The 22,978-nt window shown below is 61.6% G+C and carries 19 protein-coding genes and 3 pseudogenes; 17 read left to right on the top strand and 5 right to left on the bottom strand.

What is annotated here, in order from left to right; all coding sequences use genetic code 11:
* Nucleotides 1-133 precede the first annotated feature (133 nt).
* A pseudogene (locus RM96_RS39820) lies at nt 134-324 on the top strand (SDR family NAD(P)-dependent oxidoreductase); the annotation flags it as partial.
* Between the two features lie 21 nt (nt 325-345).
* Here RM96_RS39820 and RM96_RS04545 read toward each other — a convergent pair.
* Both RM96_RS04545 and ltrA read right to left on the bottom strand, forming a co-directional pair.
* Complete coding sequence (locus tag RM96_RS04545) at nt 346-894, bottom strand: DUF1003 domain-containing protein (RefSeq protein WP_039008186.1); 549 nt, start codon at nt 892-894, stop codon at nt 346-348.
* A 629-nt stretch (nt 895-1,523) separates the two neighbouring features.
* Nucleotides 1,524-2,753, bottom strand: a complete 1,230-nt coding sequence (gene ltrA, locus RM96_RS04550; RefSeq protein ID WP_039008187.1) for a group II intron reverse transcriptase/maturase — start codon at nt 2,751-2,753, stop codon at nt 1,524-1,526.
* 880 nt (nt 2,754-3,633) lie between these two features.
* Here ltrA and RM96_RS39255 point away from each other — a divergent pair.
* Nucleotides 3,634-3,987, top strand: a complete 354-nt coding sequence (locus tag RM96_RS39255) for a hypothetical protein (RefSeq protein ID WP_052279324.1) — start codon at nt 3,634-3,636, stop codon at nt 3,985-3,987.
* A 339-nt stretch (nt 3,988-4,326) separates the two neighbouring features.
* Here RM96_RS39255 and RM96_RS04560 read toward each other — a convergent pair whose 3' ends face one another.
* On the bottom strand, nt 4,327-5,046 hold the full coding sequence (locus RM96_RS04560; protein WP_039008190.1) for a Crp/Fnr family transcriptional regulator: 720 nt from the start codon (nt 5,044-5,046) through the stop codon (nt 4,327-4,329).
* A gap of 388 nt (nt 5,047-5,434) precedes the next feature.
* Here RM96_RS04560 and RM96_RS40795 point away from each other — a divergent pair.
* The 9 genes and pseudogenes from RM96_RS40795 to pgm form a co-directional block, all read left to right on the top strand.
* Nucleotides 5,435-6,079, top strand: a pseudogene (locus RM96_RS40795) (hypothetical protein); the annotation flags it as partial.
* A 619-nt stretch (nt 6,080-6,698) separates the two neighbouring features.
* Nucleotides 6,699-6,857, top strand: coding sequence for a DUF3309 family protein (locus RM96_RS04580; RefSeq protein ID WP_039008246.1), 159 nt, complete (start codon nt 6,699-6,701; stop codon nt 6,855-6,857).
* Between the two features lie 201 nt (nt 6,858-7,058).
* Nucleotides 7,059-7,235 carry a CsbD family protein gene (locus RM96_RS04585; protein WP_039008202.1) on the top strand — a complete coding sequence of 59 codons (177 nt, stop codon included), beginning with the start codon at nt 7,059-7,061 and terminating at the stop codon, nt 7,233-7,235.
* A 128-nt stretch (nt 7,236-7,363) separates the two neighbouring features.
* Nucleotides 7,364-7,615: a hypothetical protein gene (locus RM96_RS04590; RefSeq protein WP_039008204.1), complete on the top strand. Its 252-nt coding sequence runs from the start codon at nt 7,364-7,366 to the stop codon at nt 7,613-7,615.
* 176 nt (nt 7,616-7,791) lie between these two features.
* Entirely contained in the window at nt 7,792-8,007 is a 216-nt protein-coding gene (locus RM96_RS36760; RefSeq protein ID WP_082016421.1) for a glycine zipper 2TM domain-containing protein, read from the top strand.
* A 379-nt stretch (nt 8,008-8,386) separates the two neighbouring features.
* Nucleotides 8,387-8,905 (top strand): hypothetical protein, encoded by a 519-nt coding sequence (locus RM96_RS04595; RefSeq protein WP_039008206.1) that lies wholly within the window; start codon nt 8,387-8,389, stop codon nt 8,903-8,905.
* Nucleotides 8,906-9,067: 162 nt separating this feature from the next.
* Nucleotides 9,068-10,291, top strand: coding sequence for an ISL3 family transposase (locus RM96_RS04600; RefSeq protein WP_443112237.1), 1,224 nt, complete (start codon nt 9,068-9,070; stop codon nt 10,289-10,291).
* A 673-nt stretch (nt 10,292-10,964) separates the two neighbouring features.
* Nucleotides 10,965-11,942 (top strand): 2-deoxy-5-keto-D-gluconate 6-phosphate aldolase domain-containing protein, encoded by a 978-nt coding sequence (locus RM96_RS04605; RefSeq protein ID WP_052279326.1) that lies wholly within the window; start codon nt 10,965-10,967, stop codon nt 11,940-11,942.
* Nucleotides 11,939-13,582 carry a phosphoglucomutase (alpha-D-glucose-1,6-bisphosphate-dependent) gene (gene pgm / locus RM96_RS04610; protein WP_039008210.1) on the top strand — a complete coding sequence of 548 codons (1,644 nt, stop codon included), beginning with the start codon at nt 11,939-11,941 and terminating at the stop codon, nt 13,580-13,582. The genes RM96_RS04605 and pgm overlap by 4 nt, the downstream gene beginning before the upstream one ends.
* A 10-nt stretch (nt 13,583-13,592) precedes the next feature.
* Here the strand turns inward: pgm and tkt are convergent.
* A pseudogene (gene tkt / locus RM96_RS04615) lies at nt 13,593-15,668 on the bottom strand (transketolase).
* 201 nt (nt 15,669-15,869) lie between these two features.
* Nucleotides 15,870-16,166: a hypothetical protein gene (locus tag RM96_RS04620; RefSeq protein WP_039008213.1), complete on the bottom strand. Its 297-nt coding sequence runs from the start codon at nt 16,164-16,166 to the stop codon at nt 15,870-15,872.
* Nucleotides 16,167-16,622: 456 nt separating this feature from the next.
* Between RM96_RS04620 and RM96_RS39260 the strand changes: the two genes are divergently transcribed.
* The 6 genes from RM96_RS39260 to RM96_RS04650 all read left to right on the top strand — a co-directional run bounded on the left by RM96_RS39260 (nt 16,623) and on the right by RM96_RS04650 (nt 22,974).
* Nucleotides 16,623-16,991, top strand: coding sequence for a BON domain-containing protein (locus RM96_RS39260; protein WP_193752390.1), 369 nt, complete (start codon nt 16,623-16,625; stop codon nt 16,989-16,991).
* Nucleotides 16,992-17,103: 112 nt separating this feature from the next.
* Nucleotides 17,104-17,391: a hypothetical protein gene (locus RM96_RS04630; RefSeq protein ID WP_193752391.1), complete on the top strand. Its 288-nt coding sequence runs from the start codon at nt 17,104-17,106 to the stop codon at nt 17,389-17,391.
* A 57-nt stretch (nt 17,392-17,448) separates the two neighbouring features.
* Complete coding sequence (locus RM96_RS04635) at nt 17,449-17,910, top strand: PRC-barrel domain-containing protein (protein ID WP_039008214.1); 462 nt, start codon at nt 17,449-17,451, stop codon at nt 17,908-17,910.
* A 184-nt stretch (nt 17,911-18,094) separates the two neighbouring features.
* Nucleotides 18,095-19,822, top strand: coding sequence for an AI-2E family transporter (locus tag RM96_RS04640; RefSeq protein ID WP_238587089.1), 1,728 nt, complete (start codon nt 18,095-18,097; stop codon nt 19,820-19,822).
* A 315-nt stretch (nt 19,823-20,137) separates the two neighbouring features.
* The gene (locus tag RM96_RS04645) at nt 20,138-22,798 is read left to right on the top strand and encodes a YdbH domain-containing protein (protein WP_039008217.1); all 2,661 of its coding nucleotides are present in this window, start codon (nt 20,138-20,140) and stop codon (nt 22,796-22,798) included.
* The gene (locus RM96_RS04650; RefSeq protein WP_039008218.1) at nt 22,795-22,974 is read left to right on the top strand and encodes a YnbE family lipoprotein; all 180 of its coding nucleotides are present in this window, start codon (nt 22,795-22,797) and stop codon (nt 22,972-22,974) included. The genes RM96_RS04645 and RM96_RS04650 overlap by 4 nt, the downstream gene beginning before the upstream one ends.
* Nucleotides 22,975-22,978 lie beyond the last annotated feature (4 nt).

A 22,978-nucleotide genomic window follows, 5' to 3' on the forward strand; every position in this document is an offset into this window, starting at 1 on the left:
CCCATCCCCTTGGTTCCGGTTGTTCAGACGACCAAGGTTAACAGCTTGCCGGAAAGGTTAACAGCCCCCTCTGGGTCTTTTTGAAACGGTCTCTAAGGCAGGATGAACCGTTCTGATAACACTGTCTCGTATAAAGGCGTACGTGCTGGCCTTTACGCATCGCTGCAGCATGAGCTTGCCGGCAAGGGTGTGCGGGTCCAGGCCGTGCTGCCAGGGGCAACCCGGACCGAGTTCTGGAACACCGCCGGCTAGGCGATCGAGAACCTGCCGCAAGCATGGGTCATGCGTGCCGACGACCTGGTCGACGCCGGCCTGGCAGGACTGGCCTTGATGGGGAGGGAGGGTTTATGGTTTTGAGTCTTTTTGCAAGAGCTTCTCGTGCAACTCGACGGTCAGCGTTTCGACACGCACAGTTAATTTTTGGGTAAGTTCGGTCAGTTCCGTATTCCGCTGCAGCAACTCCAGCAGTTGTGCCGCGTTTTGCGCGGCAATTGCCTGCCGCTGCTCGTTAGCGACAGCAAGGGCCTCCCTGTGTTGCGCGTCAGCCTCGGCGTGCGCGTTGTCTCGCGCTGCCTGTCGCGTCTGAGCAAGCAAAATGAGCGGCGCGGCATAGGCTGCTTGGAGACTGAATGCCAGATTAAGGAGAATGAATGGGTAGACGTCGAACCTGGTGAAACCGAAGGCGTTCACCCCAATCCAGATGGCGACGATTACCGTCTGTGCCCCTAAAAAAACGGGCGTCCCAAAAAAACGCGCGAAGGCTTCGGCCTTGAGCGCGAACCTGTCGTTGCCGAACGCCGGGGCAAGATGTGCGTGAGGCCGGTGGAAGCGAAAGTGATCAACGTTCGGAACGTCGAACGGAGCGGCATGGGAGCCGGAGTTCGGTGTTTTCATACATTCCCCAAGTAAGTAATTGTTCGAGACCAGTCCGCAGCAACGTCTGCGGCACTATACCGAGGAAGGAGACACTCAATGAAGAACGGAAGCCTATCGTCAGACCATTCCTCACCGCAGGCAACGCGGCGGGGGAGCGAACAGAGTGTAGTACGAAACACCCGCAGAACGATTTCACGAATCCGTTGCATCCAGCGGATTCCATCAGGGACCGCAGGCATGTGCCCGAACCAAGTCCGGATACATGGCTGCAATCCTCCTTTCTCACCGTCGACGATGCGCGAAGCTTGGCAAATCGGGGGCGTCCATAGCTGACTCCTCGCTCCGGCTCGACGCCGTTGCCCTTTCAGGCATGAGGCGAGGTCTCCCCAGGTAAGAACGCACTCCTTCGCTGCACAACCGCCGGATTTATGCCGCCTTCCCTTGATCACGAGAACTTCGCGGTTCTATGCCCGCTCGCCCTGGTCGGCACCGCCTTCGATCCGGTTCGTGTTCCTCGGCTCGCAGCTTCCTCCCCACGGTCGGTCGCCCTTTAGCGGTGGTAAGTAGGCCGGAGGAATTTCACCTCCAGCCTCTCTCAGAACCGGACGTGAGCCTCGCGACTCATCCGGCTCCCATCATCCAACCTTTCACGTCATGCGCCAGTGCTCGAACATTCCTGGGCAAGCGTCCTTGATCTTGCACAGCCACTCTCCGCTGCCTCGTTTGCGACGTTGCAGTGATTTGTACTTGCGCCGCGCCCAACGCTCGAGCCTGTAGTCCATATAGCGCCACAGGTCGCGCAAGGCGCTCGGATAGAACGCTCCGTAGTAGTTCCACCACCCGCGCACTGCGGGATTGCATTGCTGTGCCAACTCCGCCAGGGTTGCTGGCGTTTGCTGCGTGAGTCGCCACCGTCTAACGCTCTGTCGCATCCGCTTCAAGGCCGCCTCACTCACTCCCGGTAGGAAGCTGGTGAATAGGCAGCCCTGCCGGTTCTTCGCGTAGCGCGGCCGGAACGTGAAGCCCAGGAACGTGAAACTCACGTCCGAATAGGCTTGCGTTCGGTTACTGTCCTTGCAATACACGACCTTGGATTTCTCCGGGTGCATCGTCAATCCACATTCGGCCAGCCGGCAGGCAATGGCCTTCATCACCTCTTGCGCTTCTTCCTCGCTGTGGCAGTGCACCACGGCATCATCGGCGTAACGGGCAAAGGGGCAGTGGACAAACATACGCTGCATCCAGCAGTCGAACGCGTAGTGCATGAACAAGTTCATCAAGATCGGACTGATCACACCGCCTTGGGGGGTACCCCTATCCCTTGTAAGGCGAGTTCCCTCCCCAGTCTCGAACGGCGCCCGTAGCCACCGCCCGATGTACAGCACGATCCAATCTTCCTTGATGTGCCTGCGAACCGCCTTCTCCAGCAGCGCATGATCGATTTGATCGAACGCTGCCTTGATGTCAAACTCCACGACCCAGTCATATTGCCAACACCGCTGTCGGGTGACAGCAACTGCCTGTTTCGCCGAACGCCCCGGTCGATACCCATAGGAATCCCTATGGAAGATCGGATCGAGAATCGGCTCTATGAGAAATTTGACGACGGTCTGCGCAATGCGATCCGCAACGGTGGGCACGCCCAGCTTTCTCGTCCCACCCGAGGCCTTGGGAATCTCCACTTGCTTGACCGGCGGCGGGAAGTACGACCCCGACGACATTCGGTTCCATAGCTTGTACAAATTCCTCGACAGGTCCCGCTCGAACTCGACGATGGTCTCATCGTCAATGCCGGCGGCCCCTCGGTTGGCCTTGACTTGCTGGTACGCCTCCCAAACAGTGCGCTTGGCAATGCTGTAAGGTTTCGCCGAGTTCACATCACTCCTCCCCGCAGGTTGGTAATGTTCGTCGGCAGGATAACGCCACCCCTTCGCTCCACCCTCATTACAAGGGCTTCATCACTACTACGGGCGGCTCCGCCCCTCGCTTCGGCATCGGTATTCTTCCTTGCGGTGTTTGCCACTTGTCATTTCCCTTCTCATCCGAAACAAGGTTCTCACGTTCCATGCCTGAGCCTGCATTGAGATCATGCCGCCTATACACCGGCTGCCACCGGGGCCGTAAACAGGTATCGCCCCGATTGCTCCTGGGGTAAGCGCACGCCCCCAGTTTTGACAGCGCCTTGGAAGTAACGATGCGTCATCGGACGGTTCACTTTCGTTCATCTTCTCAACGCCTACCTGCCACCCTCTTGGGTGACTTTTCCCCAGTCGCTCACCACCACGTCTTTTGCTCGCAGCAGCACTGGGCGGTTTGAAGCCTGCTCCTGCAAGCCGACTTCGGGAGGCCTACTCCCATCTCAGTCACAGCACCACGAACTCACGTTCGTGTTCGTGACACACTGCGCTTCGCTTCGCTCGCTGTGATCAACTTACGGGGGGACACCCACAAGAGTGCGCCCATGCTCGGCGCACATAAAAAATGCCGTTCGGTTCTTAACTGAACGGCCTTACCCCCCAGGAAGGCGTCCAACACGCCAGCCGACGCGAGTCCTGTGCACAGTGTATTGGTGCGCAGGACCTGGGCCCGCGGCGGGTAATGTGACAGCCTCCTCGAAGGTGCCGCCCGCCGACATGCTGCGCACATCAGGCAAAAAGCCGCCTTCACGCATGCACGCGGAAGCGGCGCTTGGCGGCGGCCTGGATTGCCGCCGCAAGCTCTTTTAGCCTTTATGCCAGCAGGTAATTAGCGCTGGCCTTGCTGGCCGCCCTTCTGGCCTTGCTGGTTCTGCTGCCCAGCCTGGTCGGTCCGTTGGCCTTGTTGCCCTCCCTTGTCGTGCTGGCCGCCTTGTTGGCCTTGGCCACGATCCTGTTGCTGTTGTTGGCCGCCCTTCTGGTCCTGGCTGCCGGACTGGCCGCCTTGCTGGCCGGATTGCTGCTGTTGCTTGCTTTGGTCTCGCTGGCCTTGGCCGGGTTGCTGTTGCTGTCCCATCGTGCTCTCCATGGCGCGGCGGAATGCCGCGTTTATGAAAGGGTGCAAGCTGCGTGCCACGCTTCGGGCCGCATGCCACCTCTCGATCAGTCGAAATCTAGCGCCAATAATTATTGCTAGCCAATAATTCACACTAATTGCTGGCCAGCAAACACGCTACCGGTCGCCCTCCATGCAGGCCCCATCGGAGAACACGGCGCGCCGATCACTTACATCCGAGCTCCATCGGAGAACACGTCGCGCCGGTCAGTCACCCGGGGCACCGTCCCTAGCATAGGCCCGTAAGCGTCACGCCGACACATCGCAGCAGATAGTTTTCTTATCGGGCTTATGACGCGCGGCTATATGAGATCGCGGCACCCGTGACGCGCACGCCGGGCGCGCGCAATACATACACCATTTCGTAATGGCCGCGGCTTGCAGGCAGAGCGGCGCGCCAGGTGCCGCAACCTTTGCACCTCAAGTCGCCGACAGGTCAGGCAACAAGCGATCAAACTCCCGCTTCACGACCGCGTAGCATTCGCATACGCGTTTTTCCAGCCCCACCCGGTCGAGTACCGCTATATGCCCATGGCTGTAGCGGATCAGGCCCGCGGCCTGGAGTTTCAAGGCGGCCTCGGTCACGCCGGAGCGCCGCACCCCGAGCATATTGGCAATGAGTTCCTGCGTCATCGTCAGGTCATTGGAGGGCAGTCGGTCGATGCTCAGCAGCAGCCATCGGCACAGTTGCTGGTCGATGGAGTGATGGCGGTTGCATACCGCGGTTTGCGCCATCTGGGTAATGAGCGCCTGGGTATAGCGCAGCAACAGGCGCTGCAGAGCTCCGCCCCGCACGAACTCCTGCTTCAGGATCGTTGCGCTCAGGCGGTATCCGTGCCCGGCGCTTTGCACGATGGCGCGGCTTGGGGTCGTTTCGCCCCCCATGAAAATGGCAATCCCGACCATCCCCTCATTGCCCACGATTGCAATCTCGGCGGAGGCCCCGTCTTCCATCACGTACAGTAGCGAAATGATCGAATCGGTCGGGAAATAGACGTAGCCTTGTTGATCTCCTGACTCGTACACGACATGGGCCAGCGGCAACTCAACCAGCGTCAGGTGTGGTGCGAGGCGCTCCCAGTCGACGGCCGGCAGCGCAGCGAGAAGGTGGTTGGACTTCGGATCGTGCGTGACGCTCATGACTACCGCTCAGGACAGGTTGATATCAGTCGACCTTGCCCGGGGCCTGGTGCCCAGACCACGGGACGGTAGAGGATCACTTGCCTTTGCCAATATAGGTCAGCGGGTGGACAAGGCAAATTCCGCACAAGAGTGCACTTAAAGCCACGCCAATTTCAGCGGATGCGCACTCCCGGGTTTTCCCCTGCCCGCTCCGGGCAATCTGACTGCAATGGAATAAATGTCCCGATCCGTACGCCTGCGGACGGCATTCGTCCCCTCTCCGGCTCATATTCCACAGCGGTGCGCAGCTTTCCGGCATCTGAAGTCAAGCAAGGGATGACGAGTGCCCGCGGCAACAATGGTGCCACGGCGCCTTTTTGCTTCCCGGACCGCTGATTGGTCCCGTCCATGGCTCGCGGAGGGGCCATTCACAGGCTATCCGCGCGTCTTCGGGCTGCCCTGGGCCTTTGTCGCCCACACCGACAGCTACCTCGACCCCGACATCCTGCGCCGCTTCATCGCCGCCTATCAGCGCGTCCAGCCGCTGACGATCGGCGAACTGTGGGCGGTGGCGATCACGCTGCGCATTGTTCTGATCGAGAACCTGCGCAGGCTCACCGGGCAAATCACCGCCGGCCGGGTTGCCCGCGCCGATGCGGATGCGCTGGCCGTGCGGCTGCTGGCCACAGGGGGTGCCCGCACGGCACTCGAAACGGATATTGCCGCGCGCCCTGCTGCGCCGCTTTCCGAGTTGTTTGCCGCGCAACTCGCCAGACGCCTGGCACTTCGGTCGATGAGGTAGTGCTGCACGCGCAGCAGCGGCAAGGCGCCCCCAAACGTGACGGTGCGCAACATCATCACGAGCATGCGGCTGATTATCGACTGGGCTGAGTGGTTCGAGAGCGTCAGCCTGGTCGACGCGCGGCTGCGCGGGGGCAGCGCCTTTGCCGAGATGAATTTTCCGACCCGAAACCTGTACCGCAACGCCATTGAGGAACTCGCGCGCGGCGCCTCCTGCCCGGAACTCAAGGTTGCCGAGCTGGCGCTCAGCGCCACGCCAATACCCTGACCCCATCTACAGCGCACAGCACGCGCACCGGGCCGGCTGGCGACAAGATCACGGCCGCATTTGGCCTGATCCTGGCGCTCGTCGCCATGTCCGCCGCGCCGGCATCTGGCGCAGTCGACCACCATGGGCCCACCTCGCAGCGGAATGCCTGGAGCCATGAGGATTCGCATGGCGCCAACCATCGGAACAGCCACCGCGATCAGCACAATACTTACTACCGGAGCGGCGGCAATGACTATCACGGCGTCTACCGCGATCCCTATGTCTACGCCCCGCCACCAGTGACCTATGTACCCGAGGCAACGCCGGGAATCACTCCCTTCTTCCCCCTGCAGTTTCGTTGAGCAGGGGGAGTACCGGAATGCCTGAAGGTGCCTCTCTCATGCGTACGGCACCGGACTGACTTGAGATTCCATCACAATTATCCTGGTCAGGATGAGGATGTTTCTCGAAGTGGGAGCAACAAGTACTTCAGCGAATCCCTCGAATCGGTGTTCTGGATTTCATGGCATGGCCATCGACAACGCGATCCGCTAGAACGGCTGCCATCCGCCTGGTTGAATCAGCGCAAGGCATGTTTTTGCAGAACAAGGAGCGCATCATGTCAATTGGACTCTTGTTGTTGATTGTCTTGGCTATCTTCCTCGTGGGGGCAATCCCCACCTGGTCGTACAGCAGCGGATGGGGCTACGCGCCATCAGGCACTCTCGGGGTGCTTTTGGTTGTGGTCCTTGTCCTGTTGCTGCTGGGCAGACTCTGAGGCGGGCTTTCGGAAACGTCCCGGACACCGTGAGCCGCCGTTGCAAGGCAGGCTCATGGCTGGCTTCCTGAATCGCCGAAATCCAATCTGAGGAGCGCGCTACCGGGCACGCGCTCGGTGACAACTTGGTTGCCACCTTCCATCGCACGTGCCAGGTTGCCTCAGCATCCGGCTCGCAACACCGATAAAGAGGGACACATCATGAACAAAGACCAAGTGAAGGGCCGGGTCACGGAGGCTGCCGGGAAAGTCAAGGAAGCCTTCGGCAAGATGACTGGAAACAAGCAAACCCAAGTTGCGGGAACGCTGAAGAAGGATCTTGGCAAGACGCAGGCAGCGTACGGCGACGTCAAGGCGGATATCAAGAAGGCTGAGTAACAGAATATGGAGAGGGCGAGCACCCGAGCCAATGCACTGCCGGCACGATGGCAAAGGCGGCGAGCCGACTGGCCGCCTTTGCCCGCCTTCGGCCTTTCCTCATTACATGCCGGCGTCAGGAGACAGCCATGCTGGACACGATGCTGAATCAATTCCCTCCCCTGGAGCAGGAGGCTTTCCGCGAGACCTGTCTGCGTAACGGGGTCGCACCCGACGGATTTACCGTGACAGCAATTGAAGACGCGGCAGGCGCTGTGCCGGCTCACGGCCGCACCATCTCGGTAGGCTTCGGCAGGGAAGTCCGCCAGTACGACGGAAACCTGGGTGCGCAATGGACCGTCGATTTCGAGGACGACCTGAAATCGCGCGTGTTCGGCTGAGCCTTGCTTCTTTGCGCCACCTTTGCGCCCGCGTACGCCAGCGGACCGACTTCTTGCGCCCATAAGGGGAACATTGTCTCGACACAGGCAGGCGACCGGGCCTTTGCAGCCGGATGCTCGGGACCTATGGAACAACGATACCCGGATCCCTGCGTGGCCGCAGGAGGTAGCAAGAAATGAAACGCACACAGATATTCCTCAAACGGGCGGCAATCCTTATCGCCGCACTTGGCATAGTCGCCTGTAGCGGCATGAGCCGGCGAGACACCGATACAGTAGTGGGTGCAGGCATCGGAGGCGTGGCGGGCGCCGTGCTGACCAGTGGCAGCGCGTTAGGAACTGTCGGTGGGGCCGCTGTAGGCGGCGTCATCGGCAATCAGGTAGGCAAGTAGCGGCAGCGGCGCGACGCAATGGACGCCGCGCAAACGATGCTCAGCGATTCGCGATGCTCGCCTTGCGCTGCCTCCATACGCTGTCGTACCACAATGCCATCCGCATTGACGTAGGCTGAATTCATACCTCGAACACTGGAGAGAATCATGCAACGGCGACGATTCATATTGATCTCGGTCGGATCCATTGTGGCCGCTGGCGCCTGATTGACTGGGATCGCGCTGCCAACGAGGGCTGGCCCAACCTGCGGTCGCCGTCCTGTCCCACGGTCAAGGGACTCTGCTCTGGAGCCTGGGGCCTCGGGCCTGGGCCGGAATGATTCCGCAAACATCCGCCGGTTCGCCGGAAGTGGAAATTGAAATTGAGTGAGGTAACACCATGCGTACGCTGCTGTATTTCAGGCTGAAGGACGTCATCACGGCGAGGCTGGCGCAAGCTCGATTAGACGAGCTGGCTGGTACATCTGCACTAGTCACGGGACCGTGGTTTGTCCAGCGCGACAATCAGCCAATTGACGGATTGCCAAGGGTTGATGCCGGTCAGACCACGTATCGCGAAGAAGCGGCGATCACCGGAATTTTTGTCGGCGCGATCGTCGCGGCGCTGGTAATTTTCAAATACGGAGTCTCTGTCGGTACGGGCGCCACTGCCATTGCGTATGTTGGCGCTATCGCGCTTGGCGCGATGATTGGCTGGTGGATCGGCGGATTGGTCGGCGTCAAAGTCGGTCGCCTCGAGCTGGGGCGGCAGAAAGCGCAAATGGCACCGGGCCAGTTGCTGATGATTGCCAGTTGCGACTCGAAATCCAAGGAATCCACGAAGCGGATGATCAACGAACTGGGCTGCGTCAGTATCGACGAGCACAGCGACGTGATGCCAAACTTCAGGTGGGTATGATTGCCAGAACGGATCTGCCGATGTACGGTCTCGGAAATATACGGTACGCGGCTAAAAAAAGGTTCTTCGCCGATTTGCGTGATCGTTTAGAAACAAAAAGGGCCAACCGCCCACCGCTGGTATCTTGGAGTTGCGACACAACAAGAATCAGGAAGGTGGAGGTTGGCCCCACGCGATTGTATGGCCCGGCTCGGCTGCTGGGAAGGCTATCGCTTGCGCGATAGCTGGGAGGAGACCCGTAATGGGCAGCGTTTTTGCATCATCCGGCTGGAACCCAAGGCACGTCGGAGGCGGTGCTGCGATGGCTGTGGTCGAGGTGTTAGCGGTATCCACGACCGAGTGGAGCGGCGCGTGCGGGATCTTCCGGTGTTCGAGATTCCGGTAGAGCTGGTCGTGCCGCGGCTTCGTCTAGCTTGCCGGCGATGTGGCCCGAAGCTGGAGCGCCTGGACTGGCTCGCACCCTATGCACGGGTCACGACGCGGCTAGCGGCCAGCGTAGCGCGACTGTGCAAGGTTATGTCATTGCGCCATGTCGCGGGTTTCTACCGGTTGGCCTGGACTACGATCAAGCGCATCGATCTTCGCCATCTGGAGCAGGAACTGGGGCCGGTCGACCTACGTGGCGTCACGGTGATTGCGATGGACGAGTTTGCTATCCAGAAGGGCCATCGCTATGCCACGGTCATCGTCGAGCCTTCGAGTAAGCGGGTGCTCTGGGTTGGACGCGGGCGCTCGCGTGAGGAAATCCGGCCTTTCTTTAAGCTGCTTGGCCCTGAGGGCTGTGCCCGACTGCGCGCCGCGGTGATGGACATGAATACCGCCTACGATCTCGAAGTACGGATGCATTGCCCGCAAGCCGAGGTCGTTTATGACCTGTTCCATGTGGTGGCCAAGTACGGCAGGGAAGTCATAGACCGAGTCAGGGTCGATGAAGCCAATCGGCTGCGCGGCGACCGGGCCGCCCGCCAGGTGGTGAAGTCATCTCGCTGGTTGCTGCTGCGCAATCGGGAGAACGTCACGCGTGAGGCCGATCAGATTCGGCTTGAGGAAATACTGGCTGCCAATAAGGCACTGATGACCGTCTACGTGCTCAAGGACGACCTCAAAACGCTTTGGGCATATCGGCATCCCGGCTACGCCAGGCGCTTCTGGCATGAGTGGTACGGCCGGGCCATGGCCAGCGGCATCGCCCCACTATGCCTCTTCGCCAAACGGCTCAAGCCATACCTGCCAGGCATCCTGGCCCACAGCCGCTGGCCACTGGGGACCAATCTGGTGGAAGGCATCAACAACCGGATCAAGGTCATCAAACGCATGGCCTACGGCTTCCGCGATGACCATTACTTCTTCCTGAAGATCCGGGCAGCCTTCCCCGGAAATCGGTGAAGAACCTAAAAAAATCCTCGGGGCCAAAGCCGAGGGCGTAGTGCGCCTGACGGACATTGTTGACCGCTTGGTCCGGTCATTCCCATGGCGCCTGGCTCCGACAGGAGGATGGACATGAAAGTCTTTCGTTTTCTTATGTGTGTTGTAACGTTGCCGCTTGTGCAGATGGGTTGTGTGTAGGTACCCGTTGATAACGATGGCGATGGACCAAATGGCGATCACCGCCGCGGCCCGGATGCCCAGTATGAAAGCCGTCCGGACTGGAACAACTACCATCTTGATGATCACGACCGGATTAACGCAACGGATCGGCGCGTTGACGACCGGTCGCGTGACCCGTTCATCAGGAAAGGATGGATGCAATAGGCATCGGAGAGTTGGGCAACGTCGATCACGCCGCCAAGCGTGTTGCCGCTGCCGCATCATCCGCTCGTCGCCTTCGCATATCGACAGCGGTTCTGCCGCGCCGCGTGCATGTCCGCCATCTACACCCTGGCGGAATCGTGCCAGTCTTCGCCCATGTGCGGGTAGATGAAAGGGCACGCCCAGCATTGAAGGTCTCAAGGGGAAGCCATGCTAAGTGTTCTCGTCGTCATACTGGCGATGGCCCTGACGGCAGCAGTTCCACCAATACCTCGATCCGCCGCTACCGCCGACTTCGGGAGGGAAGATCATGAAACTGGGCTACGACACACCGCTCTACTTGTTGCCCTTCGACCATCGCCAATCCTATGTGAGTGGCATGTTCGGATTCCGGCCGCCGCTGACGCCCGAGCAGCGCGATGCCATCATCGACAGTAAGCGGCTCATCTACGAAGGCTTCGAGGAAGCGGTCGATAACGGCGTGCCAGCGTCCAGGGCGGGCATTCTGGTCGACGAGGAATTCAGCACCGCCGTCCTCCGCGACGCGGTCAGGGATGGTTATGTCACCGCACTAGCGGTGGAGAAAAGCGGCTCGAACGAGTTCGAATTCGAGTACGGGAATGAATTTCCCCGGCATATCGAGGCGTTCCGGCCCACCTTCGCGAAGGTGCTGGTGCGCTACAACCCCGAAGGAGACATTGCGCTCAATGGGCGGCAGGTCGCGCGCCTGCGGCAACTCACCAACTACTGCCGCCAGTGCGCCCAGCGCTTCATGTTCGAGTTACTGGTGCCGGCCACGGCGGAGCAGATGGTGCAGGTGCAGGCGGACAAGGCGGCCTATGACCTGCAGCTCAGGCCCGCACTGATGCGCGGGGCGATCCGCGCCCTGCAGGATGCCGGCATCGAACCCGACGTCTGGAAGATCGAGGGGTTCGATAGCGGTGGACACTACGAGCAATTGGTGGATCTGATGCGGCGCAACGGCCGGCGCCAGGTCGGCTGCATCGTACTGGGACGGGGCGCCGACGAACACAAGGTCGTGAACTGGCTCGAAACCGCCGCGCCGGTGCCGGGCCTCATCGGATTTGCGGTGGGACGCACCACCTTCCGGGATGCCATTGCCGACTTCGGAAAGAAGAAGATGTCGCGCCAGCAGGCTATTTCACGCATCGCGGGGCAGTATGCCGAGTGGGTGGAAGTATTCGAGCGCGCTAGCGCACACAACACCAACACCAACAACACCACATCAGGGCACGGCGATGCCGGCACGCACGGCGCCACATCATGAATATCAGCCCGCTCGCAGGGAAACCGGCCCCGCCGTCTATCCTGGTGAACATTCCCCAGCTCATGACGGCGTACTACACCGATACACCCGATCCGTCCGTGGCCGCGCAACGGGTGACGTTCGGCACCTCCGGCCACCGGGGCTCCTCGCTGACGCGCAGCTTCAACGAATGGCATGTGCTCGCCATCAGCCAGGCCATCTGCGAATTCCGCGCCGGGGAAGGCTACGACGGCCCGCTCTTTCTGGGCATCGACACCCATGCCCTGTCGAAATCAGCCTGCGCCAGCGCGCTCGAGGTGCTGGCCGGCAATGGCGTAGACGTGTTGCTCGCAGAACATGACGAGTACACCCCCACGCCGGCGGTCTCGCTCGCCATTCTCGCTCACAACCGTGGCCGCACCAACCGCTTGGCCGATGGCATTGTCGTCACACCGTCACACAACCCGCCTGACAACGGTGGTTTCAAGTACAACCCGCCCAACGGCGGCGCCGCCGATACCGCCACCACCAGCTGGATCGAAGCCAGGGCCAACGAGCTGCTGCGGCGGGAGTTGCGGGGTGTCAGGCGGATGCCCTTCGAGCGCGCCATACGCCTGCCCACGACGCAGCGGTACGACTATCTCGATGCGTACGTCAGCGAAATCGGGAAGGTCATCGATATGGCGGCCATTCGCGCCGCCAACATCCGCCTCGGCGTGGATCCGCTCGGTGGCGCGGGCGTCCACTACTGGGGCGCCATTGGCGAGCGCTATGGCCTGGATCTGACGGTGATTGACGACGAAGTCGACCCGACCTTCCGCTTCATGTCAGTCGACTGGGACGGCCAGATCCGCATGGATCCGTCGTCGCCCTACGCCATCCGGCGCCTGCTCGAACTGAAGAGCCGCTTCGACATCGCCTTCGCCTGCGACACCGACCACGACCGGCATGGTATCGTCACGCAGAGCGTGGGCCTGCTCGCGTCGAACCACTATCTTGCGGTGTCCATCGACTATCTCTTCCGGCACCGGCCGATGTGGCCCAGCGCCGCGGGCGTGGGCAAGACCGTGGTCAGCAGCCAAATGATCGATCGTGTCTGTGCCCGGCTTGGCCGCAAAGTCTACGAGGTACCGGTCGGCTTCAAATGGTTCTGCGAGGGGCTATCGAACGCCAGCCTGGGTTTCTGCGGGGAAGAAAGCGCGGGCGCCTCCTTCCTGCGCCTGGGCGGTACCGTCTGGACGACGGACAAGGACGGCCTCGCGCCATGCCTGCTCGCTGCCGAGATGACGGCGCGCCTTGGCCTCGATCCGGGCGAGATCGATCGCAAACTTACGCAGGAGCTGGGCGATCCGCTCACCACCCGCGTCGAGGCGCCCGCCACGCTGGCGCAAAGGACGGTCCTGTCGGGACTCTCGCCGCAACAGATCAAAAGCACGGAACTGGCTGGTGAAAGCATTGAGCGTATCCTGGTACGGGCGCCGGGCAACGACGCGCCCATTGGCGGGCTGAAGGTCATCGCCAAAAGCGGCTGGTTCGCGGCGCGGCCTTCCGGCACCGAGGACCTCTACAAGATCTATGCCGAGAGCTTTCGCGGCGAGGAACATCTGCGCCGCGTGGTGGAAGCGGCCCAGGCCATCGTCGATGCCGCACTCAAGGGCTGAGGGCCGTCCGCTACGCGCCCAGCAACAGGGCTGCGCGCCTGCAGACGTTCTCCACCGTGAAGCCGTATTCGCTCATTATCGCCGCGCCCGGCGCAGAAGCGCCAAAGCGGTCCACCGCGAGCACATCGCCGTGCTCGCCGACGTAGCGCTCCCAGCCTTGCGAGACGCCCGCCTCCACCGCCAGCCTCGCACACAATGCGGGAGGCAGCACCGCTTCCCGGTAATCCAGTTGCTGGGCGTCGAAGAGCTCCCAGCTCGGCATGGAGACGACCCGCGCCTGGATGTCGCGCTGCGCCAGTTCCTGCTGCGCGGCGAGGACCAGTGAAACTTCCGAACCGGTGCCTATCAGAATCAGTTCCGGCTTGCCGTGCGGGGCATCTGCCATGACATAGGCGTCGCGGCGCAAGCCGTCCGCATCGGCAAAGCGGGGGCGGTCGAGCGTGGGCACGCTCTGCCGTGTGAGCACCAGCGCCACCGGACGATCGGCGGATTCCAGCGCAACGCGCCAGGCAACGGCGGTTTCATTGGCGTCCGCGGGACGGATCACCACCAGGCGCGGCAGCGCGCGCAGGCTGGCAAGCTGCTCCACTGGCTGATGCGTAGGGCCGTCCTCACCCAGCGCAATGCTGTCATGCGTGAAAACGTAGATGACATGCAGGCCCATGAGCGCGGCCAGACGGATGGACGGACGCATGTAGTCGGAGAAGATCAGGAATGTTGCACCGAAAGGAAGCGCCGCCGTGCGCCGCGATACCGTTCATGATCGCGCCCATGGCATGCTCGCGCACGCCGAAATGCAGATTGCGGCCGGCGGCTCCAGCCGCCGCCGCTGGAACCCTGGCGATCAAGCGCACAAATGCTGGTCGGCTCAAAGTCCCCGGCGCCATTCAATGCCGTGTAGGTGGATGGGTCCAAGTCAGCCGAGCCGCCGATCAGCGCGGGGTAATGCGCCGCGATGGCATTCATGACCTTGCCCGATGCAATCCGCGTAGCCATGCCCTTGTCATCCGCGTCAAAGCGCGGGATCGCCGCCGCCCATCCGGCCGGCTCGCCAGAGGCCGCGCCTGGCATGCGCTGCTTCAATTCGCGCGCCAGCGCGGGGAACGCCTTTTCGTAGGCTGAGTACTTTTCCAGCCATTCCGCCTCAGCGCGTTCCCCGCGAGCGCCCGCTTCGAGCCAATGCAGGCGCGCCGACTCGGGTACATGGAAGGAAGGTTTTTCCGGCCAGCCAAGATTCTGCTTGGTCAGTCGCACCTCTTCCACGCCAAGCGGCGAGCCATGAGCCTCGAAGCTGTCCTGCTTGTTCGGAGACCCATAGCCGAGATGCGTGCGCACCAGGATCAGGGACGGCCGGCTCGTCTCGGCACGGGCGGCATGCAGCGCCTGCTCGATCGCCGCCAGGTCGTTGCCGTCCTCCACACGTTGGGTATGCCAGCCATAAGCGGCGAAGCGTTGCGCTCGGTCTTCGGTAAAGGTCATGCCGGTACCGGCGGAGAGCGTGACGGCGTTGTCGTCATACAGGTAGACCAGCTTGCCCAGTTGCAGGTGGCCAGCCAGTGAGGCTGCCTCGGAGGCGACGCCCTCCATCAGGTCGCCATCACTCACGATGCCATAGGTGAAGTGGTTGACGATGTCGAACCCGTCGCAGTTATAGCGCGCCGCCAGGTTGGCCTCTGTGATGGCCATGCCCACGCCGTTGCCGAAGCCCTGGCCGAGGGGGCCGGTCGTCAACTCGACCCCGGGGCGTCAGGCCCCGCTCGGGGTGGCCCGGCGTGATGCTGCCCCATTGCCGGAAACGCCGCAGTTGTTCGAGCGGAAGCGCATAGCCGGCGAGGTGGAGCAGGCTGTATAACAACGTCGAACCATGGCCCGCGGACAGCACGAAGCGGTCTCGGTCGAACCAGTGCGGGTTGGCCGGATGATGTCTGAGAAAGCGGGTCCAGAGCACATAGGCCATCGGCGCCGCGCCCAGCGGCATGCCCGGGTGTCCGCTGTTGGCGTTCTGCACGATGTCCACCGACAAGAAGCGCAGGGTGTTGATGCAAATCCCATCCAGCGCGGCGGCAGGAAGACCGGAGGAAGTTATCGGGTCCACTCTGATCTCCTGAAATCGGCTCCCATATGACACGGTGGAGGCGGAAACAAGGCGCGAAAAACGTAGTGGTCTGTTCGGCTCGCCGCAACTGCGGCGTCATCCGGTCCAAACGCGTTGAGCGGCTTTTGCCGGGTCCCAGCCCTCGGCCGGATGGCCGAGGGCTGGGGAACACCGGGCTATCGTCCAGTGTGCCTATGCAAGCCTCGGAAGGATTCTCGGCGCTGCACTTGACTGGCTTTCTGTCACTTTCCCCACCCGTTCCGCATTCCGGAGGATCATGAGCGCGTCGTCATCAGCCGATACAGACGGACCCGCCACTTCAGACACCGGTACTTCGGGGAATAGTACCGGCAGGCTTTCCTTGATGAGCTTGTGCGACCCGAACGGTCCGAAGCGATAGGTGCACTTCTCTTCGATCTCGGCAAGGTGCCATCGCCGGACCAGGTCGGCAAAAACGTTTAACGTGTGTCCCGAAATCCTGGATTGCATATGCCCTTTCACCGTGACTGAGGTGCGATGGTTCCTCCGAAGCCAGGCGTGAGATCGATCAAGCTTGCTGCCTTGAAGGGCCAACTCTTCAGACTGGGGGAACAACATCTGCAGCGAGGATAGGCATGCGCCTGTCCGCTGTCGGTACGGTTCCGTACCGTGATGCGGTGTTCCCGTGCAGTCAGTCTGGCGCGGCGCCGGATATGCGTAAACATTTCGAGCACCGGTCCGCTATCTCCAGCGAGCTCCCGACGCGCTTGTGAAGTGCCTACTTGTCCGCCAGCGTACCGACTTCAGCATGGATTGGTGTCAGCCTTGGTCCCTCGGGGCTGCGTGATAAAGGAATGCTTCCTTCGTGATGCCACGGCGCGCGGCTGCCTGTTCAGGGCGGCTCGCATACCCCGGGGACACTCCGCGCCTGCAAACACTGATTTCGTCCGAATCGAGGTAGCTCAAATGAGATCCACCCGCTCCATCAGCTTCACCACCGGCGCAGCGTTACTCGCGCTCGCAGCTGGCTTCTACGCTCCCCTTGGCCAAGGGCAAGGCAATGCACCGCCTGCCTCGCCCACGAACCCCAACCCCACACATGAGACGGTCAGCGAGGGCATGTCTGATACGGCGATCACAACCAAGGTCAAGGCCAGCCTGCTTGATCAGAAGGATCTGAGTTCGGCGCACATCCACGTACGCACGCGCCAAGGCGTGGTACGCCTGACCGGCAGCGTTCCAACCACGAAGGAACGGCATATGGCAACCGAGGTGGCCAAGGGCGTGTCCGGGGTGACGTCAGTGGAGAACCATCTGGGCGTCCACAAGTCCTGACAGGTTGGCTGGTTCCTGGCGCGCCGCTGTCGGCCGGAGAGGCTGCGCCCGTACCTCGCCGACGTGCGCCGGTGGCCGTGGCCGGCCGGTTCACACCAACACAGGAGCAATCATGCACAGGGTCATTACCTCCGCACAGCACCGCAAGTCCGAGCCCCATGGCTGCGCGTCACAGCCTAGTCCCGAGGAAGGCGATACCTATCAGGCCGCCGTGGACGCCTCGCTGGAGATGACATTCCCGGCGAGCGATCCCATCTCGCCGGGCGCCGCCATGTACGCGGAACGACAGGTCAGTACCCCGCGCGACGAGACAGACTGGAAGCTGGCCGTCGGCAGTAAAAGCCAGCCTTCCGGCGCCGAGCCGGGCGCGCAACGCAAGGGCAAAACCCGTGCGCATTGACAAATTGCCCAGGCCAGCGCTCGACGCCGGTCCGATGGGCTAACCTGGAGTCACACCATGAGCATCAATGAATTAGACCATCGCAGCAGCGAACCGCGCGCTGCCATCGTCGGCAACAGCGAGCCTGACAACTCCGGACCCGGCCCCGTCATCATGGCTGCCGACACGCTCGAGGGCAATCTGGTTCTCGGCCCAGGTGGCGACAAGCTTGGCAAGATCAATCACATCATGCTGGATGTTCCCCGCGGGCAAATTGCCTATGCGGTGCTGTCATTCGGAGGTTTTCTGGGCGTAGGAACCAAACTGTTCGCCGTGCCCTGGTCGGCGCTGACGCTCGACACCGTGCGCAAGAGCTTTGTGCTGGGCATCGACAAGGAGCGGCTGGAAGCCGCGCCAGGCTTTGATCAGAACCATTGGCCGAGCATGGCGGATCCGCAATGGGCCACCAGTATCCACGAGTACTATGGCGCGCCCCCGTACTGGAAGGCAGGCCGGCACGAGCGGGAACTGGATCGCTGATCGCGGCTTGCGCAACGCGTCCTGAACAGTTTCGCAGCGGACTATCACCCGCACCGGGCCACGAGGCCACATCCGCATCGTCTCCCTGACCCGTCCCGACCTGGTCGCCTGCACGCATCATTCTGACGCGTGCCTGCGGGCAGGGTGACATGCGGCGTGGCAGATTTTCTGCGAGCCCGTGATCATGCCTGAACCGGCTGAACCGCGCCCCGCGAGGCAAGCGGCGCATCTGAAATTTTCCGAGTCCCCCAGCCTGCATGGCCTGGTCAGCCTCGCCATCGCCGTGACCGTTGTCGCCGGGCTCTATGTTGGGCGAGACGTTCTGATCCCCATCACGCTCGCGATCTTCCTCAGTGTCCTGGTAACGCCACTGGTCAGTTTCCTTTGTCGTATCAAGCTCGGCCGGATCGTCTCGGTTCTGGTCGCCGTGACAATTTCGGTCTCGGTATTGGTCTTGCTAGGCGGCGTGATCGCCGCCCAGATAACGGCGCTTGCGGTCGACATGCCTCGCTATCAGGCCACCATCGAGCAGAAAATCAACACCGTGCATCGTCTGACAATTGGAAAGCTCAGCAGTATGGCGGGCACCGCTGGCAGGGCGCTTCAGCAGGCAACCGTTGATTTGCCACAAGTAGCTCGCGAGCCCCGCTCTGCCTCATCGCAGGCACAGCCCCCCGCAGCGCTTCCGGTCGAGGTGATCGAGCCGGCTCCGAGCGCCTTTCATCTGGCACAGCAAGTGCTCTCCCCTGTCGTCAGGCCGCTTGAGACCGCCTTTATCGTATTCATCGTGACCATCTTCATCCTGCTACAGCGCGATGACCTCAGGGATCGGGCTATCCGGCTGTTCGGGTCGGGCGATTTGCACCGGACCACCACGGCGATGCATGACGCTGCGCGGCGCCTCAGCCGGTACTTCCTTTCGCAATTCGCTGTCAATGCTGGCGTGGGCGTTGCTATCGGGACCGGGCTCTTCCTGATTGGCATACCAAGTCCGGTGCTGTGGGGCATGTTGGCCGCACTGTTGCGCCTGGTGCCCTATGTGGGAATCTGGATTGTCGCCGTTCTGGCAACCGCCCTTGCCGCAGCAGTCAGTCCTGAATGGTCGTTGGCGATCTGGTCACTGGCGCTTTTCGTGATCGTCGAACTGCTGGCCGGTCAGGTCATCGAGCCGATGCTATATGGCCATAGCACCGGCATTTCCCCGTTCTCCGTTGTGGTTGCCGCGATCTTCTGGAGCTGGCTATGGGGCCCGGTCGGGCTTATCCTGTCCACCCCGCTGACGCTCTGCCTGGTAGTCCTCGGCCGGCATATCGGGGGACTCGAAATCCTCGACGTTCTTCTGGGTGATCAGCCGACGCTCACGCCAGTTGAGAACTTTTACCAGCGAGCGCTGGCAGGCGATCCGGATGAGATACTCGAACAAGCCGAAGTTCTGCTGCGCGACCGGTCACTCTCCTCGTACTACGATGAGGTCGCCATCAAGGGATTGCAGCTTGCGGCCAGCGACGTGTTGCGCGGCGTGGTAACAGCCGCACAACTGGCGCGAATAGAAACTACGGTGAACGATCTTGTCGAAGGTCTGGACAGCTTTGCCAACATTGAACCGAATCCAGGCGGGCCTGATGACCACACGGCTACGTTGGCACCGTACATCGCTGAGCAGGATTCGCACCAGCCTGGTCCCTGCCCCCCTTGCCGGGTATCGAAACGCTACCGGCGAGACGCGCCGACGGCCACGTCCTTTGCATCGCGGGAAGGGGCCCGCTTGACGAACTGGCGTCGACCATTCTCGTCCAGCTCCTCGGAAAGCACGATCTGGATTGCAGGGTTGTCCCTCATGACGCTGCCTCGCGCGCCGGGATGCAAGGTATGGTGGTCACCGCGCCGACGATTGTGTGTATTTTTTATTTGAACATTGAAGGCATCCCGTCCCACTTGCGCTATCTTGTCCGGCGCGTGCAGCAGCGTTTCCCGGATGCGTCGATCGTCGTCGGCCTCTGGCCAAGAGGTGATACGGATCATTGGAGCGAAACGCTCCAGAGCGCAATCGCGCGCCAATCACTATGCCACTTCGGTTCAGAGTATGGTTGAGGCATGTCTGGCCACGATCAGAACCGAAAATGCGATCGATCCTGAGCCACTTCCTGGCGACGTGGGAACATAGGCCTGTTCGCCAAGGCAAGGGAAGAATCACAGTGTCAGCTCAATAACGTAGACGGGCTGCGACATGCTCCTCTCCCGGCAACATTCGCCAACGCTTGCATTCTTGCGTCGCAACGATGTCTGGCTGATCATCCTGGCGCTGCTGCCAGTGTGGATGTTGTTGGCGGTGGTGATCACGGCATTTGCGCTGGGTGTACGTGTCCAGGGGCTCGGTTGGCAGAGCGGGCTGGAACTGGCGCATTGGCAAAGGCTACAAAACGGCTGCGTGCAGGCACGCGGCGAACGATTGCGGATCACCGGCTGGCGGCCCGTGACGATTGCCGTAGCGAGCGTGAGCCTGGCCAACTGCCAAGCTGGCGGCGAGACACTGCCTCCCCCATGGACGCCGTCATTCGATCTCATCATCGATGCACTTTCCATTCCCGGCTTGCCGCCGATAGCAGTCACCGTCCGCCAGCGCGATCAGCGCTGGCAGGTATGGGGAAAGTATCAGCACAGCAATGCGACCGCTACCTATGACCGCATTTCCGGGCGCTGGAGCGCGCAGGGCCAGATTCAGGCGGCTGACATCGCGCCCAGGCTCCTGGGCGCGCTGACCTTCACGGCCCATGGGTTGTGGCAAGCCAGCCGACTGGACGGCGATTTGCAGGCACAGGGGCAACAGCTGGGTCATCGCGGTCAGTCTCAACGGTCCGACATGAGGCTCGAGGCCAGCCTCGCCGCCAAAAAATGGCAATTGAATGCCGAACTGGGGGCACCGTTGACACTCGGCGGCGACTGGAGCCTGGAAGCCCGGCAAGTGCTACGGGCCAGCGGCAATCTGGAGGGGGTGGAGTCCCTGCGCCTGGACCTGCGAGCGGCAGGCCCGCAAGGCACCATAGTGCTGACCCTGGATACCGAGGGCACCGGCGTAGCACGCGGCCAGGGCATGCTGACACTGGCCGGGCCCTCGCTAGCTGGCAGAGTGCCTATTCGCTGGAATCAGCAAGGCTTGGAACTGTTGCCGGCGTCGATACAACTTCCCGGGGGGCTTCTGCTGCGCTGGCCTCGGCCTTTGACACTGCCGCTGGCATTGGCCGGTGAAAGCGCAATCTCGGCCGAGCTTCAGTATCACGATATGGAAATGAAAACCGTCGACAGCCGGTTAGCCTGGCAGCAAGCCAAGTGGAACTGGCAAGGACGGATTGACCTGGCAGGCAAAACCGCCGGATACAACCTGACCGGGTCTTGGCAAGGCCGCATCGATGCCTCCGGCCTGGCGGGCGAGCCAGCCAGCCTCACGGTCAGGGGGCCAGATCTGTTACTGGCGGTGCGCGTGCCGGTGCTCGACTTCCAGGCGCCGGGCTGGATCACACGCGCGGAGTTCAATGGTAACTATGGCAATTCCCCACTCACGGGAGCGCTCAGTGCCAACTTTGTGCGAGGGCGCTGGGAAGGTACGATTGATGGCAACTTGCGGCTCCCCTTCTATGCACGGGGCGGGGGCCTGAAGCTCGTCGCATCCTGGTTTGGCAAGGACGGGCAGTGGTACCTGGGCATTGGCAGTCGCGCCACGATAGCCGACGGGCTGGTCGGAACGACATTGATCAAGCCCATCGCCGTGGTCGCCACAACGCCTCTGCGCGTCGGGCCCCAGAGTGTATTCGGCAATCTGGAGGTCAAGGCGGAGGGCGTCGTTGCGACGCGCTGGGCACTGCCTGCCGTCACTGGGAAAATCGCCGTCGCCGGGCAGCAAGGCAGGGCCACGCTGCGTATGCCGGCCTGGCAATCCGAGCTGACCTTCACCGCAGAGCTGGCTGGCCGCGGAAGGAACACCGGAGCGAAAGGCATGATGGAAATCAGGACACCGCTGTCTGCATCCATGAGCCGCAGCCTCGGCTTCACCTTGAAGCAAGGCATGCTCAATGGCCAAGGCCACTGGCAGTGGCAGGATGACTGGCGGCTGCAAGGCGACATATTCGTGTCCGGGCTGGCGCTGGACTGGGGAGGCGTTCTGGCCACGGGTGGCAATGGGGCAGCGCATATTGAGCTGCACAGAAATGGCGTAACGCTCACAAGCATCGGCCCGATCATGCTCGCCAAACTGGATGTGGGCACCCTGGTGCGCAATATCCGCATGACGGTCCAATCTGACTTGACCACCTGGCACGCCGTCGATGTTTCCGCCGACGTGCTAGGAGGCCATATGCACGCCGCCACCTTGCAATGGCCGTCCTCTCAGTTTCAGGCCGTGACCATCAGTCGCATCAACCTCGCAGAGGTGGCCGCGCTGCAAAGCGATCCGAACCCGACCGTTCAACTCGCTGGCCGCGTGGGCGGCAATCTGCCGCTACAACTGACAAAGGACTCCCTGGCCTTGCGGGCGGGTCACGTGAGCAACGAGGGCCCATTATCACTCAAGGTCTTGCCATCTGCCGGGGTCACCGCGATGGGCCAATCCAATCGCGCAGTGGAACTGGCGCTTGATGCCCTGAGCAATCTGGCGATTAACGAACTCGAGGCGCGTCTGAATATGAAACCGGACGGCTGGCTGGACGCCGCGGTCACCATCAAAGGCCAGAACCCGCAGAAGACCAGCTTGCCAATCGTACTAAACTACACGCACCGGGAGAACGTGTTCGAACTATTGCGCAGCTTGCGCATTGGGGATGATATCTCCCGGCGAGTACTGAACCGGATGCCTGCAGAAGGCTCGCGCCGCGATGACGTGGGGGACACGCCATGAAACCCGTTTTACTTGTCGCTTTACTGCCTCTGGCTGCCTGCACGCCTCGGATCGCCCTCGAGGCCCCCAAAGACCCGATCACCATCAATCTGAATGTGAAGATTGATCATGAGATTCGCCTCAAGGTAGAAAAGGATGTCGATAAACTCATCAGTGAAGACCGCACATTGTTCTAGGAGC

The organism is Cupriavidus sp. IDO (assembly GCF_000812465.1).
Classification (GTDB): Bacteria; Pseudomonadota; Gammaproteobacteria; order Burkholderiales; family Burkholderiaceae; genus Cupriavidus.